The organism is Winogradskyella sp. (assembly GCF_016744625.1).
Classification (GTDB): domain Bacteria; phylum Bacteroidota; class Bacteroidia; order Flavobacteriales; family Flavobacteriaceae; genus Winogradskyella.
Genome location: NZ_JADGDZ010000026.1, coordinates 14,293 through 36,221, shown reverse-complemented (window position 1 = coordinate 36,221; position 21,929 = coordinate 14,293). Strand labels below are relative to the sequence as shown.

Genomic DNA, 21,929 nt, shown 5'->3' with positions numbered 1-21,929 from the left:
ATTGTATAAAGCGTAATTTCCTACGTAATTTTGTTAACAACAGCCTAAAAATTTTAATTCGATGAAATTATTATTACCTTTGTCGGCTGAAAGAATTAAGTAATAAATTAATTAAAAAAAATATAGTAATGAAAAAAGTAATCTTAGGACTTAGCGCATTATGTATGGTAGCGTTTACATCTTGCAAAGAAGATGCTGCTAGTAAAATTAAATCTGAAAATGTAGCTGTTGCTGCAGAAAGAGATGCCAATGCAGGTGATTTCCCTGTTCTTGCTTTAGATAAGAAAGAGCACGATTTTGGAAAAATTATGAATGGTACTCCTGTAGAGACAGTATTTAAATATACAAATACAGGTAAATCTATGTTAGTAGTTAGTAACATTAAGAGTACATGTGGTTGTACAGTACCATCTAACTACACTAAAGAAGTTGCACCAGGTGAAACAGGTGAGTTTACAGTAAAGTTTAATGGAAAAGGAAATGGTAAAATATCAAAGTCTTTAACTATAACTGCTAATACTGAAAAAGGTACTGAAGTAGTAAAGATTGGAGCTATGATAGAAGCTGATCCTAATGCACCAGTGAAGCAAGCAGCTAAGCCAGCAGTTACAGCAAACCCTTTAGCAACTCCTGTGAAGAAGTCTTCAACAAAACCAGGTCACGAAGGTCATAACCACGATTAATTATTTATGGAAGGAATCGGATCATTTTTACCATTTATCGCCATATTCGCTGTGATGTATTTCTTTATGATTGCACCGCAAATGAAACGCGCTAAACAAGAAAAAAAGTTTGCTAGCGAATTAAAACGTGGCGATCGTGTAATTACTAAAAGTGGTATGCACGGTAAAGTAATAGAGTTAAATGATAAAGATAGCAGTTGTGTTATTGAAACATTAGCAGGGAAAATTAAGTTTGACCGCTCTGCAATCTCTATGGAAATGAGTAGAAAACTAAATGCACCAGCTGTTGTAAAAAAATAAGCTGTTTGTATAAGAATATAAAAAAAGCCACTCATTTATTGAGTGGCTTTTTTTATTGCGGTTGTTTAGAGAAACCGAAGCATTAACTGTTTTTGTATTTATCATGTAAACCAACACCTTTTATAATCATAGGTGTGATTTTTTCTAATCGCTTCTGTTTTGTAGCCTCTCTTTTGGCTTCAGAAATGTAGTCGCAGTATTCACGTTGTTTACCTAGAGTTAAGGCTTTAAAACAGTCATTAAGTGTTGTGTTAGACTTTAATATAGTATGTAGCTCTATAGGAATAATGACATCTTTAGTTTTTCGCTGAGGTTTTATTTCTTTTCCTAAATGTTGATTTTCTATAGCTTCTTTTATATAAGTTAGTACAGCTGCTTCGTTGATATCTGCTTTAGTTTCAAAGCGCATTTGTCTCAAGGCTTTGGTTTTATTCTCTTGTGCGTTAATTAGTAAATTGAATTTGTCTTTTAAAAATACACCTTGATGAAACCATAAACAGAAATGGTTTTTAAATGCACCAATACCCAAAACATTTTTACCATTTAAGCAATACGTTGGCATACTCCATTTGACAGTTTCTTCTAATTCTGTAGCATTGATAATATTACGCAAAATATTAAGCTCCTTAGCGTAATGTGAGTTGAGTTCTATGTATTCTTCTACGGAATATATTTTTTGCATTGTTTTTAATTTTTGCGTTTTGTAAAAAAAAATAGAATTAACTTTTTAAAAGTGAAAAAAAACAATAACTATTTAATAATTCAGACGAGTTTATATTTATTGCATACAACTTTATTAATATCAGTTTGTTTAATATTATAGATAGCGCTCAGCATAAGATATTAAACGAAGTTAGTTGAAAATTCTTAGTAAGTCAAGTTATACTACTTCTTAGCTGTTAGTTCAGCAATCTTACAAATCACTTCTACAGCTTTTTGCATACTTTCTACTGGTACATACTCATAACGACCATGGAAATTATGACCACCAGCAAAAATATTAGGACAAGGCAATCCCATATAAGAGAGTTGAGAGCCATCAGTTCCACCTCTTATTGCTTTGATAAGTGGAGTAATACCAATAGATTTCATAGCTTCTTCTGCAATGTCAACAATATGCATCACAGGCTCTACCTTTTCTTTCATGTTAAAGTACTGGTCTGTAAGTTCTATTTCAAAGACTTCGGCTTCAAACTTGGTGTTAAGGTCTAAAACAATTTTTTCCATTAAAGCTTTTCGTGCTTCAAACTTATCCATGTCATGGTCGCGTACAATATATTGTAAAGTGCTTTCTTCTACCTTTCCTTCAATGTTATGTAAATGGAAAAAACCTTCGTAACCGTCAGTATGTTCAGGTGTTTCTAATCTTGGCAATGCATTAATAAATTCTGTTGCGTAATACATAGAGTTTATCATTTTGCCTTTGGCATAACCAGGATGTACTATTTTGCCTTTGGCTTTTATAACTGCTCCAGCCGCATTAAAATTTTCATATTCTAATTCACCAATCTGGCTACCATCCATGGTGTAAGCCCAGTCAGCTCCAAATTTTTCGACATCAAATTTATGTGCTCCTCTACCAATTTCTTCATCTGGTGTAAAACCTACTTTGATGGCACCATGTTTAATTTCAGGATGATTAATTAAATATTCCATCGCAGTGACAATTTCTGTAATACCCGCTTTATCATCAGCTCCTAGAAGTGTAGTGCCATCTGTTGTTATTAAAGTTTGCCCTTTATAAAGCAATAAATCCTCAAAATAATCTGGCGATAGAATAATGTTTTGCTCAGCATTAAGAATAATGTCTTTACCATCGTAATCTTTAATAACTTGAGGATTTATATTTGCTCCTGTAAAATCTGGAGAGGTATCAAAATGAGATATAAATCCAATCGTAGGCACATTATGTTCTACATTACTTGGTAATGTTGCCATAATGTAAGCATTGTCATCAATTGTGACATCACTTAAACCAATTGTTTTTAAGTCTTCAACCAATTTATTGGCTAAATCCCATTGTTTAGCTGTACTAGGTGTACTTTGAGAATTTGGGTCGGATTCAGTATCTATAGTAACATAACTTATAAAACGGTCTATAATGTTTTGCATGTTTTTAGTTTTGTTGCTAAATTATAACTTAAATGTCACAACTGGAAGTTTCGTGTGATTTACCAAATCTTCAGAAATACTACCTCCAAAGAAATTACTCAATCCTGTTCTACCATGGGTTATCATTGCTACAGCTTCAGCATTAACGCGTTTTGCATAGTTTATGACTCCATCTTCTACTGTATGATCTGCTACATAATCGATAGTGTAGCTTTGATTTTCGAGTTTTGCTAGTTTTAAAAATTCAGCAACTTTATTATCAATTTCATCTGTACTTAAAAAACTTAAGTTAGGAAGATTAATATGAAGTAGAGTGACTTTATTTCCTAATTCATTTAGTAATTCTAAAGCCTTCTTTACAGCAGAAGTACTTTGTTCTAAAAAGTCTGTTGCCAAGACAACATTATTAAAGTTTACAGATAGAGGCTTAGATTTAACTACCAAAACAGGCGTATCACTATAACGCACCACTTTTTCTGTGTTTGAACCTGTAAAAATACCATCATGTAGGCTATGTCCACGAGAACCTATGACAATTAAATCCGCGTTAACACTACTAGCTACTTCAGCAACTTCTTTTAATACCTTATGATGTTTTATCATTGGTGTAACTGTAATACCTTCTAAATATGATTTATCTAAAAAAGATTCAAATTCTTTATTTGCAACCATAAGCATAAATGCAGTTTCTTCGTTTCTTGCTGAACTTGATGAAGAAAATATAGACTCAGATAATTCTAGCATATGCATTATAATCAATTCTGAATTGTGTTGTTTCGCTAATGCAGCAGCAGTTTCTAAAGCGTATTCTGAATGTTTTGAAAAATCGACTGGGATTATAATTTTTTTCATGAGTATTTGGATTTAATTAGTACTCCAAAGTTAAAATACTAGAGGCATAAAAAGAATGATAAATGACAGTTTATAACTAAAATAAATAGTCGTGATAAAATCATTTTAAAGTTATAAGATTATTATTTTTGTACAACAAAACACCTCTCATGTATAAAGCGATAATTCGACCAATTCTATTCTGTTTTGATCCAGAGAAAGTGCATCACTTTACATTTTCATTAATTAGGAATATTTCAAATCTACCAGGATTTAAAAGTCTATTTAAAAAGATGTATTTGGTGGAAGACCCAAAGCTTGAACGCGAATTATTTGGCTTAAAATTTAAAAATCCAGTTGGTCTTGCAGCAGGTTTTGATAAAAATGCGGTGCTATATAATGAATTATCAAATTTTGGTTTTGGCTTTATAGAAATTGGTACAGTAACACCAAAAGCTCAAGTTGGAAATCCGAAAAAACGCTTATTTCGCTTAAAGGATGATAAAGGGATTATAAACCGAATGGGTTTTAATAATGAAGGCTTAAAAGCAGCCATTGTACAATTAAAAAAAAATAAAGGCCAATTGATTATTGGTGGAAATATTGGTAAAAATACACAAACTAAACCTGAAGATTATACTAAAGATTATTTAGAGTGTTTTAATGCGTTACATCCTTATGTAGATTATTTTGTGCTTAATGTAAGTTGTCCAAATGTTGGAAGCCATGCAAAATTAAATGATAAAGATTATTTGTTAGAGCTTATTGGAACAGTACAAAAAGCAAATTTAGCTTTTATAAAACAAAAGCCTATTCTTCTTAAAATTGCACCAGACCTTAATAACATTCAACTCGATGAAATCGTAGAGTTGATTTCTGAGACTAACCTAGATGGAGTCATTGCAAGTAATACATCTATAGATAGAAAAAAATTAAAAGCTTCAGATAAGCAATTATCTGAAATTGGAAACGGAGGATTAAGTGGGCAACCTATTAAGGATAAATCTACAACGATTATTAGGTATTTAACTAAAAAAAGTAACAAGGCATTTCCTATAATTGGCGTAGGAGGAATTCATTCAGCAGAAGATGCACTAGAAAAACTTGAAGCAGGTGCAGATTTAGTTCAAATATATACAGGCTTTATTTACGAAGGACCTAAGCTTATTAAGGACATTAACCAAGCATTATTAAAAAAGGCGCAGTAAATGCGCCTTTTTTAATTTATATATTTTTGAAATTTAATTCTTAATAAAAGATAACACTTGACTTGAATTGTCTTTAATTAATTTTATAAAGTAGATTCCATCATTTAAGCTTTCAATATTTACGTTAAGGTCAGCATCAGATTTTACTTGAGACGTTCTTAAAACTTGACCTAAGGTATTATATATACTATATGAATCTGGTAAGGAATTAGATTTTATAGTTATAATACTAGACGAAGGATTTGGAAACAATACAATAGATTCTTTACTAAAATCATCGGTGCCTAAAGTACCACTGAAAAACCTATTCTTTGTACCAAAATTATAACTACCTCCTCTTGCTAAAAGCGTAAGGTCTACAGCAGTTAATTCATAGGATCCACTCCCAGAAGAACAACAAATACCATCTCCATAACTATCTGTAATTACGAAGGAGTAGCATAAATCTGGATTTATAGTAAACTGAGCTGTTTTAGTTGCATAATCGTCATCAGGTTCTATGTAAGGACCTCCAGAGTCTATAACATTATCATCACCATCTAAAAATTGCCATGATGTCTCAGCAGGCCAGTTATCTAGAGTTAAACTAAGGTGTATTTCGGTTGTGTTTATTTCTTGAGCACCAACATTGATATATTCTGACTTTACTTTAGTTATAGTATTAGAACCATCAGAAACAGCCAAAGTCACGTCATATTCACCAACAGTATTATAGTTATGTGTTACATTTTGTGTTGTGTAGTCTGTAATATTATCTCCATCTACATCCCAATCCCATGAGGTTGCACCAGCACTACTGTCTGTGAAATTTACGGTAAGGTTTGTTGCGCAACTTTCAGTTTCGTCAGCAACAAAATCGGCACTAAAGCTCGGGCATATAAGATTATTTCTTGAAGCTTGATAGATAGCATTAATCCTTGCCAATTGTTGTGGTGAAAATAATGTTCTGCATTCTTTTCGTGAATAAGACATTAGATTTAAAGGTTCTGGTTGATAAGAATCATTATTGGCATCTTGTGCTGCACCAGTATATAGACAATTAAAATCTACATTAGAATAACCCAATTGAGGATCTGCAGGTGTATCACAAATAAAATCTCCTGTACTGGTACAATTTGAACCATCAACCAATTCTTCAGTAGAACCAACTACATTACTATTTCCATGAGTATGAGATAAGGCGAAGAAATGACCAACTTCGTGAGAGAGTGTACTTCCATTAGTAGCACAGCTATTAGCCATTAAAATATTTTCTGTAATTGCTCCTCCGGGAAAACGCGCATAACCACACAGACCACCACCAGAACTACTACTTATAATAGAATCTGTAAAAAAGATATTCATTATATTGGCAACACTATACGCTGCAAATAAAGCGGATTCATCGTTGGTTTCGTAAGTATAAAAATTATCACTATTTATATAATTAATACCATCACATAAGTAAAATTCTAGACCAGCATCTGCATAAATCGTGTTCATTACAGCAATAGCATCATTTAATTCAGTCACTGTTAAACCTCCGCTACCATTAGTTTGTCTAATAATATGTGCCTTAATAGGAAATGAATTTGAAGACATTGAGTTTCTAGATGACAATCGCTGCTGTAGAAATTGTTCTTCTAAAACTCTAACTGTATTCTTAATAGAATCAAAATAACGTTTTGCTTCTGGTGTATAGGTAAATCCACACTCATTATTTTGCGCAAATGTGCGAGTACTAAATGCAAAAATTAATATGAGTGTAAAATAAGACTTTAGTAATTTGGTAGAGTTCATTTGTTAGGCTTTAAATATAAAAGTGCTCTAAAGTATGAATTTAACATTAAAACACTATTAATTATCGATGAAATGTAAGTATATGTAGTAATATTCTTATTTTATAATAAGTTTTTTAGACCCAAATTCTCCTGTAGTGTTCAATAACCTCACAATATAAAGGCCTTTGTTTAAATCTGAAACATCAAAAATTTGCTCATTATCATTAGAGTTGCTAATTTCAATTTGCTTTACACTCTTACCTAAAACATCATAAACTTCAACTTTACTTAACGTATTTGCATTAGTAATAGTAACAAAATCAGTATCACTTGGGTTTGGATATAGCTTTACTTTATTAGCAATTTCAAAATCATTTGTACTTAATGTTGTGCTTTTAAATGTTATAGTCAAAGTTCCAATCTTTGCTGAATTAAAAGGATAACCAGAAACACCAGCTATATTAGTGATTACACCTCTTGGGTTTGTAGCGGCATTATTACCAGAATACCCAAAACCATCTTCTGTACCAGCATCGTAAGGGAATAAATCTAGAGTAAAAGTTTCTTTCCATTTATTCATGCCTGTATCCCATAAATTAAGTCTATTAACTGCAATAATCCAATCAGGACTTGGTGCAATCATAGACACAAGTGTTAAAAGTGGGTAGTCTTCAGAGATCACTATATTGTTCAATGTAGCAGAACTAATAGCTGCAAATGGCGCAAATGATTGGTTAAGCCATTGTTGTGCATTACCATTATTTATTGCAATTTGTACTTCAGAATTAAATACAGTATTAGAGCCAGTTTCAGCGACATTTTCAATACCAGTAGTTGCAGTGCCTCCCATTTCAAAAAAAGTAATATCACTATTGTGATTTGCTCCAACTAAGTTAGACCAATGTGCATTACTAGGTAGTGATCCATGGTCACTAGAATTCCATGTACTGGTAAAGTTAATGTCGTAAGTTGCTGTAGATTGAGCTTGAGAGTTAAAAGATATTAACATTGCTAAGGTTAATAAACCTGTAAGAGTAATTTTTTTCATCATGCTTTTTAATAATCTTAGTCAAGTGAAACTACTTGACCTTACAAAGTAGTCTTGTTTTAATGTATTTTAGTACAAATTTTAGTATTTGAATTACGACATTCTCATATCCTTTGTGTTAGCAACTTCAGCATTAGCAATATCGCCAGGACCAGATAATATTTATGTTTTAGTACAAAGCATTACGAATGGAAAGGCTTATGGTATAGCAACTGTTTGTGGATTAATAACAGGTTGTATTATCCATACCACTTTATTAGCATTTGGTATTTCCGCGCTTATTGCTGCAAATGAATCGATGTTCTTTGTAATTAAATTATTAGGTGCATTGTATCTTGCCTTTCTTGCTTATAAGGTTTTTAAATCTGATTCGAAATTGCAATTAGATGCTGATAATATCCCTAAAAAAAGCTTGAAAGGTTTGTTTGTGCAAGGTTTTTTAATGAATGTCTTAAACCCAAAAGTGACAATCTTCTTTTTGGCATTTTTTCCTGGATTTTTGTTTAGTGATGCCATGAGTACTGTTTGGCAGTTTTATATTTTAGGAGGTCTTTTTATGTTGGTGTCATTTATTATTTTTTCGACTATAGCTTTACTTGCAGGACAAATTAAAGCTTACACATTAAACTATAAAAATTCAGGCCTGGTTCTTAAATGGCTTCAAATAGTAGTGTTTATTGGTATTACAATTTTTATTCTCCAATAGAGTATTTTGCTTGGTAAACCTTATATTTGAACCAATGAATAAAGCCGTTAAACTCATAGAATGTCCACGAGATGCCATGCAAGGCATTAAGGAATTTATTCCCACAGAGAAGAAGGTGCAGTATATTCAGTCTTTGCTTCGTGTAGGTTTTGATACTATAGATTTTGGAAGTTTCGTCTCGCCTAAAGCCATACCACAAATGGTTGATACTGCTGAGGTTTTAGCACAATTAGATTTAAGTAAAACAATTAGTAAGTTACTTGCTATTATTGCAAATACAAGAGGGGCAAATGATGTCTCAAAACATTCTGAAATTGATTACTTAGGTTATCCGTTTTCAATTTCCGAAAACTTCCAGATGAGAAATACGCATAAAACTATTGCACAATCTGTAATAACACTTTCTGAAATATTAGAAATAGCAGACAAAAGTGATAAAGAAGTAGTGGTTTATATATCAATGGGTTTTGGTAATCCTTATGGAGATCCATGGAATGTTGATATAGTAGGAGAGTGGACAGAACGACTTTCTAAAATGGGAGTGAAGATTTTATCACTAAGTGATACAATTGGTAGTTCTGACCCAGAGAATATAAATTATTTGTTTTCAAATCTAATTCCAGCCTATTCTAATATAGAGTTTGGAGCACATTTGCATACAACATCAACATCATGGTTCGAAAAAATCGATGCAGCTTACAAATCTGGTTGCCGACGTTTTGATGGTGCAATTCAAGGTTTTGGAGGTTGCCCAATGGCAAAAGATGAATTGACAGGTAATATGCCAACAGAAAAAATGCTATCCTATTTTACTCAAAAAAAAGCGCATGATCTTAATGCGATGAGTTTTGAGAGTTCTTATAACGAAGCAACTAAGATTTTTACTCAGTATCATTAGTGGTTTAATAGAATTAATCGCTTCAACAAGTTAATAATTAGTTGACAATTAAGTACTTGTAACTCTTACTTTTTATTATCAATTTATTTTGACTTTCTTTACTTATTAATTTTTAACACGCTGTTAATCAGTTGCATGAAAGTTTATTTAAAATTAATCTAAATAAACTTTGTGTATATTGTTTTGTGTTTTAAATTTGCATCTTCAATTAAAAAATTATTTATATCAAGTCTAAATAAAGATTAAAATAAAATTCCAAATGAAGAAAATTACATTATTATTTGCATTATTAGTTGGGGCAATTACTTATGCACAAACTGTACCGGATTCGTTGTATACAAATCCTCAAAATCAACAAAATGCTGCACAACGTATTTTGTCTGGTAATATTAATACAGGTGTTACCGTTGGTGGTTATGGTGAGATTACTTACAACCAACCAGAAGCCGATAATGGAGAATTAGACATTCAGCGATTGGTTATACTTTTTGGGTATAAGTTTAATGATAAAGTTCAGTTCGTAACAGAAATAGAATTTGAGCATGTTGAAGAAGTGTTTGTAGAACAAGCTTTTATTCAGTATAGTTTAACTGATAATGTAAACTTAAGAGGTGGTTTAATGTTAGTGCCAATGGGTATTACAAATGAGTATCACGAACCAACAACTTTTAATGGTGTAGAACGACCTAGCATAGACAGAGCTATCGTGCCAACGACTTGGAGAGAAATTGGTTTTGGTGTTGCTGGTAGATTAGATGATGTTTCATTACGTTATCAAGCTTATGTTTTTAATGGATTTAAATCTGTTAATGGTACTAAGGTCTTAGGTGGTGCTAATGGTCTTAGAAACGGGAGACAAAAAGGAATTCAATCTACAATAGATTCTCCAAATTTAGCTGCCAAATTAGATTATTATGGAGTTTCAGGATTACGTCTAGGTTTATCAGGTTATTTTGGTAAAACTCAAGCTGAAGATGATGTAGAAGATATAGATGGTACAAGTGTTGGTATTTCTATGATTGGTGTAGATGCACGCTACGCTTATAAACGATTTGCTGCAAGAGGACAGTTTATTCATGCAAGCATTTCTGATACTGATGATTACAATGCTCTTAATGGCGCTGACTTAGGAAGTGCATTACAAGGATGGTATGTCGAAGGTTCTTTTAATTTATTACCACAAAAAAAAGAGCAGCAGTTATATGCATTTGCACGTTTTTCTGACTACGATACACATGCTTCAGTTGAAGGAGGATTGATTAAAAATGATGCTTACGATAGAAACGAGTGGACGTTTGGACTGAGCTATAAGTTGGCTCCTGGTGCAGTTGTAAAAGCAGATTACCAATTATTTGATGACGCAACTAATGCAAACAATGCTAATCAATTAAATATTGGCTTAGGAGTTTGGTTCTAAATAATTATTAATTCAATAATTTTGTAACATGAAGGTTTTAAGCATTATCATATTAATTTTATCAATAGCATCTTTTAGTTTACCTAAAAAAATTCAAAAGAAAGTTGATTCTGAAATTAAGAAAACGTATTATGTAGATACATTTTCATTCAATGCTAAAACTATAGATTCTGAAATTGCAAAAGAATTACCGTCAGCTTTTGGCGTGGATAATTTCTTTGAAATAAAAAAAGACTCAATACATTTGGGTTATGCCTATGTATCTAAAGCACCAAGTAAAACAGATCAGTTTGATTATTTGGTACTATTAGATAAAAACCTAGTTATTGTAAAGGCGAAGGTTTTAATCTATCGCGAAGATTATGGAGGCGAAATAGGAAGCAAACGTTGGTTAAAACAATACATTGGTAAATCTAAAGATAATGAATTTAGATACGGAGATAATATCGATGCTATTTCTGGTGCTACAATCTCTGTTCGTTCTATGACAAATGCCATGAATGATTTAATGAAATCTTTAAAAATACTTAACGAAAAAGGTATATTATAATGGTGTTAAACGGACGTATAGAATCGTTTCCAAAAGAATTAAAGCTGCTTATTGCAGCTTTTATTGTTGTATTAAGTATTGGTTTTTATTCGGGCCTATTGTTTGTTAGTGAAACTTCTTCTGCCAATCCAAATGGCATAGAGGAACAGTATTTAGGCAACGAAGCTGATGAAGATGCAAAAGTGATGAAGTTTAAAAAAAGTGAACAAGAAATGCTCACTTTAGTTCACGGACATATTTTATCTATGTCTATTATTTTCTTTTTAGTAGGCTTAATTCTAAGTGTTACAAGGCTTAGTAATAAGCTGAAAATGTTTTTAATGATAGAACCTTTTATCTCAGTTGTACTAACATTTGGCGGTATCTATTTACTCTGGAAAGGTATGCTCTGGACAAAATATATCATTATGTTTTCTGGTACTCTAATGACCTTTACTTTTGTCGCTTCTACATTAATAATTTTATATCAATTGTTTCAAAAAAAGAGCTAATCTTTAAGCGGAACAATATAATTGTAAATCTCATCTACAGACTTTAAACTCACCAAATCCGTTTTAGGGTTAATGAATGTTTGAGAAAAACGTCCGTTTAAAGCTACTTTAGATGTCACATAAATACTACAGTTTGTAACTTCTTTATTTGTGTATTTTTCTTTTAAGAATTGCGCATATTGCCAAATCATATCTGGCTGAAAACTCATTTGCTTTTTTTGAATTGTACTTAATGTCTGCGATGGATATTCTACCCAACGCTCATTAGTGTCATTATTAATAACGGTAAATTCTGTATAACCGTTTTTTTCCATAACCATAACGTGCCAAGAAAATCGAAAACCATTTTCAGTCCAAAACACATTATCAGTTAGCAGATGATGACGAAAAGGGAATAAGAATTGAAATGAAAAAAAGATAATTATCATGGGTATTACAAACCCTTTAGTTTTATAATTTTTGAATTGGATAACCTTTGAAGGTTGAAAATTAAATAGCTTATTATTAATGACTTGCCACTCTTGTTTAGTGATAAAAATTAAACTACCAAAAATCATTAACCATGGAAACATACCAATATTAAATAAGGCATAAGTTATCACATGAAAAAACACAACAAAAACGTATGCTATTGGTCTTGTCTTTTTTGTCCATAATAAAAATGGAATTATGAGATCATAGAGCATTCCGCTCCAACTAAATAGGTAAGGTGTAATATCATACTCAAAAAGCGAACCAAGGATTGGTAAATCTACACGTGCTTTAAGCCAAATTTTTAAAGGTTGAGCATTTAATAACCAATCGGAATTTAATTTTGCAATGCCGCCAAAAAAATACACGCAACATAGTTGTAGTTTTAATATAACAATTGTCCAATTTGGCACTGTGTTTAATTGTAGGTCAGATTTTATTCTAGAATCTAGAGAAAACCTTCTATGAGCTGGTACACATATTAAAAGAAAAGCAACCAACGATACAAAATAGTAATGATTTAAATACCAAGATTTCTCAATAAGCTCTAAATAAGTAAAGGACAAAAAGAATACTATTGTTGATATTCTATACAAAAAACCAAGACCTATAAACAAGGCAGAAAGTCCACAAACACTAACAATAAAATACATTATTGAAGTTTCAAATGGTGTTACCCAATTAAAATACTGATACGTGAAATGAAATAATGGAGTAGTGTAGCAGTCTTCAATCCAACCATTATACATAAATCTAAAAAGCGAAAAACACAAAAGTAACCCAAATGCTATTCTAAAAACAACAAGAGGAAAAATTGAAATTTCTTTAAGTAATGCTAATTTTAATTTTGAGTAGCTGAGTTTCAATTTTATCGGTTTATGGTTTCTATTTAACGGTATTACAAAATCCTAATCACCATCATTATCATTAAATGTAATTGTAGAGCCAATTGCATTTGCCATATCTACTTTTATGAGTACTAATAATTCCGTTACTGCAGTTTGTAAATCTGTAACGTTTTGGGTGCTATTAACAACTTCAATGATAAGCGGATTATTAATTGCATCTATTTTAGTATAACAATTAATGAAGTTATTGTTTATCTCTATAGCCAAACTTTCATAACCTAATTGAATTAAGTAATCATCAAAACCAATTCTAAAAGGTGTTTGAGCAAAATCTCCATTAAAACTGCGTTCTAAACTTTTTAAGTTAGCTTTAATAATTTCAAGAGATTTTTGACTTCTGTAAGCTTCAAGTTCATTAATATCTATTGCTCCTCCATTTGTATCTCCAAGAGCTTTACCTAATTTATAGATTTTGATTTCTTCGAGTAAAGCTACCATTTCATTTATAACTAAATTTTGACTTCCGTCTAACCCAACTTCTGTCGCACTAATAAACTCAGGATTGTAAGCAATCCAAAGTGCTTCTAGTTCTTGCGTTTTAGTTATTAAGTTTTGTGATAGACTGACTAAGTAATCTAATCGTCTTTCAAAATTGAAATCTGTTGTAAAGCTGTTTAATGTTGTTTCTGCATCTGTATTAAACAACAAATATTCTAATGCAGAAATCCCTTTTGCAGATCCACCTTTGCTTTCAATATAACTTTCGTTAATCACATCTGTTCCGTCAATAAAGTTATTAATAAATGTGATGTTTGTTGGCCAATAGTTTATTCGATAATAGATATAACTACTAGAAATAGGACCAACTCTATAAAGCTCTAATTGTTTCCAGACTAACACCATTTCTGTCCATTCATTTCTTATTGAAATTAAATTTACTAGTGTTGGTTGTTGTGCAAATTCTTCAGTAATTACATTTAGACGTATTGTTGCTTCAATAAGTTGCTCGTTTAATTTAGAAATTTCGTTATCATATATATTAGATAGTTGAGTTTCTTTGTAATATTCAGTTCTAAATTGTTTTTCGTTAATACCATTTGTATCACAGCTAATAGTAATAATAAAAAGTAAACTAATAATAAAGAATAGATAAGATGCTTTTTTTAATGTAAATGCCATTGCTATAAAGAGTTTATAAAATCTAATACCAGTTGTCTTTTTGTTGCTGATAAATTCATGAAGTTATTTTTAGCCTCTGCAGCTTCACCATCGTGCCATAAAATAGCTTCTTCTATGTTTCTTGCACGACCGTCGTGCAGTAAGTTGGTATGGTTATTTACAGTTTCTATAAGTCCAATTCCCCAAAGTGGTTGTGTTCGCCATTCTTGTCCATTAGCATTAAAATCTGGTCTATTATCAGCTAATCCTTCTCCCATATCATGCAAAAGTAAATCTGTATATGGTCGTATAGTTTGATTCTCTAATGCTTCAATTGTATGATTACCTGTTACTATTTTTGGTTTGTGACAAGCTGTGCAATTAGCAGAATTAAACAGTTCTTTTCCTTCTAATACATTTTGTTCGTCATAATCTCTACGACCAGGAACATTAAGTACACTTGAGTATGTTGTAACTCTATTAAGATTTAAGTCTATAATTTCTGGAGTGCCACCAGTAATAAAATCATTGCAATCAACTCCAGTTGGACAGTTCTCATCTGGAAATAAAGATGATGTAATACCTAAATCACCAGAAAAAGCTCCAGCCACTTGTTGTTTTATAGTAGGTGTATTTGCTTTCCAGCCAAAACGACCAATAGTTAAAGATTGCGTTTGCACATTCCATGCGTAGTTAGGTTTACCCGAAATTCCATCGTTATCACTATCAAATTCATCAGAGAAGCCGATTAGTGTAGATTCCGGAATTGCTTCAAGTAGACCAAGACCAATCATTTGATTTCCTACACGAGGTGAAATCTGAACATTTGAAGCCATTTCACCATAGGCTAGATTTGCAAAACTATAGGTAGGTTTTTGTAAAGTAACTGTATTTCCATCGGGATATTCAACTACAATGTTTGTGTATGTGATTTCAAAATTAGCTTCTGCAGACGTATTTAATATGGCATTATCTTGTAATTGACCTCCATAAATAGGCTCAGGTAGATTAGATCCATTTGCTGTTGTTCCAGGAATACTTAGGCGTAATAGCATACCATGATTTGTATCTCCATTAAAAAGAGGTGCTCTTCCACGACCATCTTTAAAATGGCAACCAGAACATGCGCGAGCATTAAAAAATGGACCTAAACCATCTCTTGCTGTTGTTGATGCTGGAGCGGTCACCCAATTTTGCCTAAACAAAGAATTACCAATGCCAAAATCTGCATCTAAGCTTTGATCTAAGTTTGCAGCTTTAAAACCAAATGCTTCAGGAGATGTATTAAAAACTGTTGTCTCACCACCAGAATATGCCTCACCTTCTTCTGCTATTAATGGAGTATAATTATCATCATCTGTTTGGCAACTATAAGCTAACAGAAATAAAACGATAAGTAAAGAGAACTGTCTCTTTTTTGGTTGCATAAGCCTATGTGGTTTAGTTTAGAAGTTTAATGCAAATAGAATTTTTTATTATCTATTTGTCTATTGATATTGAACAAAAAAAGTCAGAGAATCAATATTTGAAATTCTGACTTTTGTTGTTTTTTAGTATTAAAGATTTATTGTGATTCCTAGAGCAGCAGCTCCTAAAACAAGTTCATCACTAAAATCTTTTAATGCTTGTATCGCAGTTGCGACTTGGGCAGTTTCTCCAGAATTAGTAATTGCATAATCAAAAGGAATAGCCGTAGCATTTACTTCACTTTCTGCAATAGTTAATAAAGCAGTAATACTTGCTCCAAGTGTAGCGTCAGCTTCTGTTATTAAATCTTCAAGTGAAGCTCCATTAATAGAACTATAGCTACCTCTATACACATTAGCAACACCATCTAAATTTAAACGAATATCTCTGTGTGTATTATCACTAAAACAAGAGTGCTCGTCTTCTTGGTCATTTAAATTCAAAGCAACTTCCATACGTTCAACTGCTAATTCAGAACCAGCAAGTTCAGCAATACCTAGCATGTTTTTTAATGCTTCATCTTCATTTAAAACTAAAAATGTAGATCTATATGTACCATTAGTATCCCATTCTTCTATTACTATTTGTAAATGATCAGTAATTAAATCTGCACAAACAGTAAGATAATCTCTTCTTCTATCTTGGTTAGAAGCAGTTCCTCCATCAACATAATCTGTATATGGTCTTTGTCCTGCTAATTGGTTAGAAGGGTCTGTATAATCTTGTCCCCAAAGTAAAAATTCTATAGCGTGGTAACCGATGGCAACATTTGCTTCAGAATTGTTTGCACCATTAAGTCCAGTAAGGTTAGCTTTAGTAATTGCTTCTACTGTATTATTAATTATGCCAGAAGTTGTATTTCCATCTACATAATCAATAAATACTTCATCTAAAGGCCAAGAGTTTAACCAACCTTCAACATCTTCTGTTGTACCTGTATCAATAGGACCATTAGCAAAACGATAAGCTTCTGTAGGACCATAGCTTTCTCTAGCAGTTTTCCATGCGTCTTTTGCTGCTGTAAAGTTTGCATCATTAGGTGAAGATACAAATGTATTTATTGAAGTTTCCAATGCTTGTGCATCAGTTAATGCAGCTTGGTAACTTGTTAAAACAATAGCTGCGTAATTAGAAATAACATCAGATTTTTGTGTTAAATTATTTGATGAACTAGAATCATCATCACTTCCACAAGAGAATGAAAGGAGTGCGAAAATTGATAAAATTGTTAAGCTTTTAAAATTTAAATTCATATTATATTTATTTAGACTGTTTAAAAATAAGGTGCGAATATATTTTCATTTTTAATAAACCGCAAGACTATTTAGAATTATTTTAAATAAATTTTTAAAATAGTTTTTGATTTATATTCTTGCATATATAGGAATGATGAAATGATATTTAAAGCCGTCAAAGTTTAATAACATTCAAAGTAAATTTTAGTTGTATATTTGCACGCAATTATATCTCAATTGCAATGACAGCACACGAAAACAAAATCTTAGGTGAAGGACTCACTTACGATGACGTCCTATTAGTTCCAGCATTTTCAGAAGTTCTTCCACGCGAAGTCAACATTAAAACAAAATTTACTAGAAACATTACGATTAACATTCCTGTGGTTTCGGCTGCTATGGATACGGTTACTGAAAGTAAAATGGCAATTGCCATGGCGCAAGAAGGTGGTATTGGTGTGTTACACAAGAACATGACAATTGTAGAGCAAGCCAGAAAAGTACGTAAAGTAAAACGTGCTGAGAGCGGAATGATTTTAGATCCTGTAACGTTACCAATGGATGCCGTTGTTGCTGATGCTAAAAATGCTATGCGAGAATATAGTATTGGAGGAATTCCTATCGTAGATGCAAATGGCAAGCTAAAAGGGATAGTTACAAATAGAGATTTACGTTTTGAACATCAAAACGATAGAGCAATAATTGAGGTAATGACAAGTGAAAACTTGGTAACAGCTGCTGTTGGAACTTCTCTTAAAGATGCTGAAAAAATTCTTCAGGAAAATAAAATTGAAAAATTACTCATTGTAGATGATAACTATAAATTAGCTGGCTTAATTACCTTTAGAGATATTACTAAAGTCACTCAAAAACCAAATGCTAACAAGGATACATACGGAAGATTAAGAGTTGCTGCTGCTATTGGAGTTACAGGAGATGCAGTTGATAGAGCAGAAGCTTTAGTAAAAGCTGGTGTAGATGCAGTGGTTATTGATACAGCTCATGGTCATACAGTTGGTGTAGTCACAATATTAAAAGCAATAAAACAACAGTTTCCAAAATTAGATATAATTGTAGGAAATATAGCAACAGGTGAAGCTGCTAAATATTTAGTAGAAGCTGGTGCAGATGCGGTAAAAGTTGGTATTGGTCCAGGTTCTATCTGTACAACAAGAGTTGTTGCAGGAGTTGGGTTTCCACAATTTTCTGCAGTGTTAGAAGTCGCTGCTGCCATAAAAGGGAGTGGAGTTCCTGTAATTGCTGATGGTGGAATTCGTTATACTGGAGATATTCCTAAAGCGATTGCAGCTGGTGCAGATACAGTAATGTTGGGATCTCTATTAGCAGGAACAAAAGAAAGTCCTGGTACGACTATTATTTACGAAGGAAGAAAATTCAAATCCTACAGAGGAATGGGGTCTGTTGAAGCCATGAATCAAGGAAGTAAAGATCGTTATTTCCAAGATGTAGAAGACGATATTAAAAAATTAGTTCCAGAAGGTATTGTTGGTCGTGTGCCATATAAAGGAGAATTGTTTGAAAGCATACATCAGTTTGTTGGAGGTTTAAGAGCAGGAATGGGGTATTGTGGTGCAAAAGACATATCGACTTTAAAAGAAACAGGACGTTTTGTTAAGATTACAGCTAGTGGTATTAACGAAAGTCACCCACACGATGTAACCATTACTAATGAATCTCCTAATTATTCTCGTTAATTAAATTCCTATGGAAGTAGGAATCTTATGAAATAACTAAAAACAGCATCTTTTTGATGCTGTTTTTTTTATAGATTTTTTGAATTTCGTTTACCGTATTTGTGTATAAGTAGTAGCGAGTATTAGGACACTATTTTTTAGAAAGTAATTTGCGAAATAAAATGAATAGCAATTTGAGTTTTAACTCAAATCGCTATTACTTATTCATTGTTAACTGTAGTTATATTTATATCAATAGATGTTGTTACAAATATTTAATGTTTAACAAATTTAAATGTACTATATGATTCTATGTTTAAAAAATAAGTTCCTCTAATCAAGTTTTGAATATTAATACTATTTTCATTCTTAGTTTTCCCTTCCATAACTATTTTCCCATTTATATCAACAACTATAAATTCAGATTCTTCTATGATTCCTCCGATTTGAATAAAGTCGGATGCTGGATTTGGATAAACCTTAATTTTTTGCGTAGGTCCTTCTATATCAACTATACTCAAATCCTCATCTCTAGCTTGAATATTATCAATATCTAAAATAGCATCGATAGGGTCTCCTTCCCAACTTGGTGTATCATTGTGAATAATACGTAGCTCAGTTATCCTATTAAAAGTGCCACTGTATGAGTTATTATGTCCAAGTTTTGATAATGAATTCTCATCAATTGGAAATGCAATTGTTTGCCATCCTTGACCAGGAATAACGGCAATTGGATTTATGGAACTCCAACGTGGATCATTACTCCAATTATCATTTTCAAATGCTAACCTTAATATGATTACGTTTGAACCAGAATTTCTAACATCCATAGAAATATAAGTGACTCCAGCATCGACATAATCACCTAACCATTGTGCATTATTAAATGTTACCAGTTTAGAGTTGGATCCAGTACTACCATTAGACTGAACTCTTAAAAAATTATCATCAACTCCATTTGGACCATCAGTAACAATATTTTGATTATGTAATGAAGAATTATCACCTTTAGTCCAATTCTCAGCAGTAAATCCTTCAAAATCATCTATTAGATTTAAGGATATTTTAGGTTCTCCTAGATCAGCTAAACCCATATCGTTATTCCTTGCTTGAATATTATCAATATCTAAAATGGCATTGATAGGATCTCCTTCCCAACTTGGTGCATCATTATGAATAATACGTACCTCTGTTATATCATCAAAATCATTATTATACGAATTATTATGACCAAGTCTTGTTAATGATTCCTCATCAATTGGAAATACAATTGTTTGCCATCCTTGACCAGGAATAACGGCAATTGAATTAGTAGAACTCCATTGTGGATCATTACTCCAATTGTCATTTTCAAATGCTAACCTCAAAGAGATCATGTTTGAACCAGAATTTCTAACATCCATAGAAATATAAGTGACTCCAGCATCGATATAATCACCTAGCCATTGAGCATTATTAAATGTTACCAATTTAGAGTTGGATCCAGTACCACCATTAGACTGAACTCTTAAAAAATTATCATCAACTCCATTAGGACCATCAGTAACAACATTTTGATTATGTAACGAAGAATTATCACCTTTAGTCCAATTCTCAGTAGTAAATCCTTCAAAATCATCTATTAGATTTAAGGATATTTTAGGTTCTCCTGAATCAGCTAAACCCATATCGGTATTCCTTGCCTGAATATTATCAATATCTAAAATGGCATCAATAGAATCTCCTTCCCAACTTGGTGCATCATTGTGAATGATGCGCATCTCAGTCATATTATCAAAATCATTATTGTACGAATTATTATGACCAAGTCTTGTTAATGACTCCTCGTCAATAGGAAATACAATTGTTTGCCATCCTTGACCAGGAATAACGGCAATTGAATTAGTAGAACTCCATTGTGGATCATTACTCCAATTGTCATTTTCAAATGCTAACCTCAATGAGATCATATTTGAACCAGAATTTCTAACATCCATAGAAATATAGGTGACTCCAGAACCAACATAATCACCTTGCCATTGAGAATTATTAAATGTCACTAATTTAGAGTCTGATCCTGTCCCACCATTAGATTGAACTCTTAAAAAATTATCATCAACTCCATTAGGTCCATCAGTAGGAATATTTTGGTTAGGTAACGAAGAATTATTGCCTTTTGTCCAATTCTCAGTAGTGAATCCTTCAAAATCATCTATATGATTTAATGATATCTGAGAAGACGCTATTTGAGTTAAAAGTAAAAGGCAAAAGAATGTAGTTATTTTCATTTTTAATAGTTTTTTAATTGTTGATTGTATATGGTTTTAAATTACAACTAATAGCTCGTGGATATAAAAGAGTTTCAATGTTTTTATATTCAATGTTAAACGAAGTTAGTTGAAAAAAATTAGAAAGACAAGTTGTATGTTTTTAACAAATACAAATAAAACTTCATACTCAAGCTTAATAAAAAATTGCCTTTTCCAGAAGAGAAATTCATATTATGTTAACTTTGGTTACATGGAGTCGTAAAAAGATAAGTGCTACCAATACCAACTGTAGCTCCAGCCAAAACATCCCAGATATTGTGCCAGCCATCTGGTCCTTCCATTCTGCTAACTCTAACAATACCAGCTAGCATACAGCCCCATTTTCCGTATTGCCAACCGTAGCGACGTTGTATAAATGAGGCTCTAGAGAATGCTGAAGTAGTGTGGGCAGACGGAAAAGCATTAAACAGATGTCTTTCTTCGGGACGTTGTTTATGTATTATTTTTTTAAGGGAATGAGTAATAATAAATCCTGTACTATATGACAATGCAAATTGTTTAGTGCCTTGCCAATCTCCTTTAATTATTGTTAATCCTGCTACTACAGGTAATGCTATTTGCAGCACATCTCCAGTATCTTCTGAAACAAATTCCCATTTTTCATGCGTCCCAATATCGTCTGGTTCTAAGGTTTGTGAAAAAGAAAAGTAAGTGATTGTAAGGCAACTCAATAAGCAGAGTACTTGTTTTAATGATGTTGGTATTTTATAGTATAGATAGTTAGTAATTCTATAACTCATAAA

General features: G+C 32.2%; 20 protein-coding genes. 9 read left to right on the top strand and 11 right to left on the bottom strand.

Features of this window, described 5'->3' with window-relative positions:
• The first annotated feature begins 128 nt into the window (after window positions 1-128).
• The gene (locus QZZ53_RS07715) at window positions 129-683 is read left to right on the top strand and encodes a DUF1573 domain-containing protein (RefSeq protein WP_296383265.1); all 555 of its coding nucleotides are present in this window, start codon (window positions 129-131) and stop codon (window positions 681-683) included.
• Window positions 684-689: 6 nt separating this feature from the next.
• Complete coding sequence (gene yajC / locus QZZ53_RS07710; protein WP_296383262.1) at window positions 690-983, top strand: preprotein translocase subunit YajC; 294 nt, start codon at window positions 690-692, stop codon at window positions 981-983.
• A gap of 82 nt (window positions 984-1,065) precedes the next feature.
• Here the strand turns inward: yajC and QZZ53_RS07705 are convergent, their stop codons facing one another.
• From QZZ53_RS07705 to QZZ53_RS07695, 3 genes are all read right to left on the bottom strand, one after another.
• Complete coding sequence (locus QZZ53_RS07705; RefSeq protein WP_296383260.1) at window positions 1,066-1,665, bottom strand: DUF1801 domain-containing protein; 600 nt, start codon at window positions 1,663-1,665, stop codon at window positions 1,066-1,068.
• Between the two features lie 203 nt (window positions 1,666-1,868).
• Window positions 1,869-3,095, bottom strand: coding sequence for a peptidase T (gene pepT / locus QZZ53_RS07700; RefSeq protein WP_296383258.1), 1,227 nt, complete (start codon window positions 3,093-3,095; stop codon window positions 1,869-1,871).
• 21 nt (window positions 3,096-3,116) lie between these two features.
• Window positions 3,117-3,947 carry a universal stress protein gene (locus QZZ53_RS07695; RefSeq protein ID WP_296383256.1) on the bottom strand — a complete coding sequence of 277 codons (831 nt, stop codon included), beginning with the start codon at window positions 3,945-3,947 and terminating at the stop codon, window positions 3,117-3,119.
• Between the two features lie 149 nt (window positions 3,948-4,096).
• Here QZZ53_RS07695 and QZZ53_RS07690 point away from each other — a divergent pair, with 149 nt between their 5' ends.
• Entirely contained in the window at window positions 4,097-5,134 is a 1,038-nt protein-coding gene (locus tag QZZ53_RS07690; protein WP_296383254.1) for a quinone-dependent dihydroorotate dehydrogenase, read from the top strand.
• A 33-nt stretch (window positions 5,135-5,167) separates the two neighbouring features.
• On the opposite strand, the gene QZZ53_RS07685 is transcribed toward QZZ53_RS07690, so the two are convergent.
• Both QZZ53_RS07685 and QZZ53_RS07680 read right to left on the bottom strand, forming a co-directional pair.
• On the bottom strand, window positions 5,168-6,913 hold the full coding sequence (locus QZZ53_RS07685; RefSeq protein ID WP_296383251.1) for a T9SS type A sorting domain-containing protein: 1,746 nt from the start codon (window positions 6,911-6,913) through the stop codon (window positions 5,168-5,170).
• 96 nt (window positions 6,914-7,009) lie between these two features.
• A complete protein-coding gene (locus tag QZZ53_RS07680; protein WP_296383249.1) occupies window positions 7,010-7,945 on the bottom strand; it encodes a spondin domain-containing protein in 936 nt (311 codons plus the stop codon).
• Window positions 7,946-8,030: 85 nt separating this feature from the next.
• On the opposite strand from QZZ53_RS07680, the gene QZZ53_RS07675 reads away from it, so the two are divergent.
• From QZZ53_RS07675 to QZZ53_RS07655, 5 genes are all read left to right on the top strand, one after another.
• Complete coding sequence (locus QZZ53_RS07675; RefSeq protein WP_296383247.1) at window positions 8,031-8,648, top strand: LysE family translocator; 618 nt, start codon at window positions 8,031-8,033, stop codon at window positions 8,646-8,648.
• A 34-nt stretch (window positions 8,649-8,682) separates the two neighbouring features.
• Window positions 8,683-9,546 carry a hydroxymethylglutaryl-CoA lyase gene (locus QZZ53_RS07670; RefSeq protein WP_296383245.1) on the top strand — a complete coding sequence of 288 codons (864 nt, stop codon included), beginning with the start codon at window positions 8,683-8,685 and terminating at the stop codon, window positions 9,544-9,546.
• 259 nt (window positions 9,547-9,805) lie between these two features.
• On the top strand, window positions 9,806-10,963 hold the full coding sequence (locus tag QZZ53_RS07665) for a porin (RefSeq protein WP_296383243.1): 1,158 nt from the start codon (window positions 9,806-9,808) through the stop codon (window positions 10,961-10,963).
• Between the two features lie 28 nt (window positions 10,964-10,991).
• The gene (locus QZZ53_RS07660; protein ID WP_296383241.1) at window positions 10,992-11,513 is read left to right on the top strand and encodes an FMN-binding protein; all 522 of its coding nucleotides are present in this window, start codon (window positions 10,992-10,994) and stop codon (window positions 11,511-11,513) included.
• Window positions 11,513-12,004 (top strand): hypothetical protein, encoded by a 492-nt coding sequence (locus tag QZZ53_RS07655; RefSeq protein WP_296383239.1) that lies wholly within the window; start codon window positions 11,513-11,515, stop codon window positions 12,002-12,004. Before QZZ53_RS07660 ends, QZZ53_RS07655 begins: the two co-directional genes overlap by 1 nt.
• Here the strand turns inward: QZZ53_RS07655 and QZZ53_RS07650 are convergent.
• The 4 genes from QZZ53_RS07650 to QZZ53_RS07635 form a co-directional block, all read right to left on the bottom strand.
• Window positions 12,001-13,341 carry an HTTM domain-containing protein gene (locus QZZ53_RS07650; RefSeq protein ID WP_296383237.1) on the bottom strand — a complete coding sequence of 447 codons (1,341 nt, stop codon included), beginning with the start codon at window positions 13,339-13,341 and terminating at the stop codon, window positions 12,001-12,003. The genes QZZ53_RS07655 and QZZ53_RS07650 overlap by 4 nt on opposite strands.
• Window positions 13,342-13,383: 42 nt before the next feature.
• Window positions 13,384-14,502, bottom strand: a complete 1,119-nt coding sequence (locus QZZ53_RS07645; RefSeq protein WP_296383233.1) for an imelysin family protein — start codon at window positions 14,500-14,502, stop codon at window positions 13,384-13,386.
• 2 nt (window positions 14,503-14,504) lie between these two features.
• Window positions 14,505-15,908 carry a di-heme oxidoredictase family protein gene (locus tag QZZ53_RS07640; protein WP_296383231.1) on the bottom strand — a complete coding sequence of 468 codons (1,404 nt, stop codon included), beginning with the start codon at window positions 15,906-15,908 and terminating at the stop codon, window positions 14,505-14,507.
• Between the two features lie 129 nt (window positions 15,909-16,037).
• Window positions 16,038-17,201: an imelysin family protein gene (locus QZZ53_RS07635; protein ID WP_296383229.1), complete on the bottom strand. Its 1,164-nt coding sequence runs from the start codon at window positions 17,199-17,201 to the stop codon at window positions 16,038-16,040.
• A gap of 224 nt (window positions 17,202-17,425) precedes the next feature.
• Between QZZ53_RS07635 and guaB the strand changes: the two genes are divergently transcribed.
• Window positions 17,426-18,898, top strand: coding sequence for an IMP dehydrogenase (guaB, locus tag QZZ53_RS07630; RefSeq protein ID WP_296383227.1), 1,473 nt, complete (start codon window positions 17,426-17,428; stop codon window positions 18,896-18,898).
• 254 nt (window positions 18,899-19,152) lie between these two features.
• Here the strand turns inward: guaB and QZZ53_RS07625 are convergent, their stop codons facing one another.
• Complete coding sequence (locus tag QZZ53_RS07625; protein ID WP_296383226.1) at window positions 19,153-21,144, bottom strand: T9SS type A sorting domain-containing protein; 1,992 nt, start codon at window positions 21,142-21,144, stop codon at window positions 19,153-19,155.
• A gap of 218 nt (window positions 21,145-21,362) precedes the next feature.
• Window positions 21,363-21,926, bottom strand: a complete 564-nt coding sequence (locus tag QZZ53_RS07620) for a phosphatase PAP2 family protein (protein ID WP_296383222.1) — start codon at window positions 21,924-21,926, stop codon at window positions 21,363-21,365.
• Window positions 21,927-21,929 lie beyond the last annotated feature (3 nt).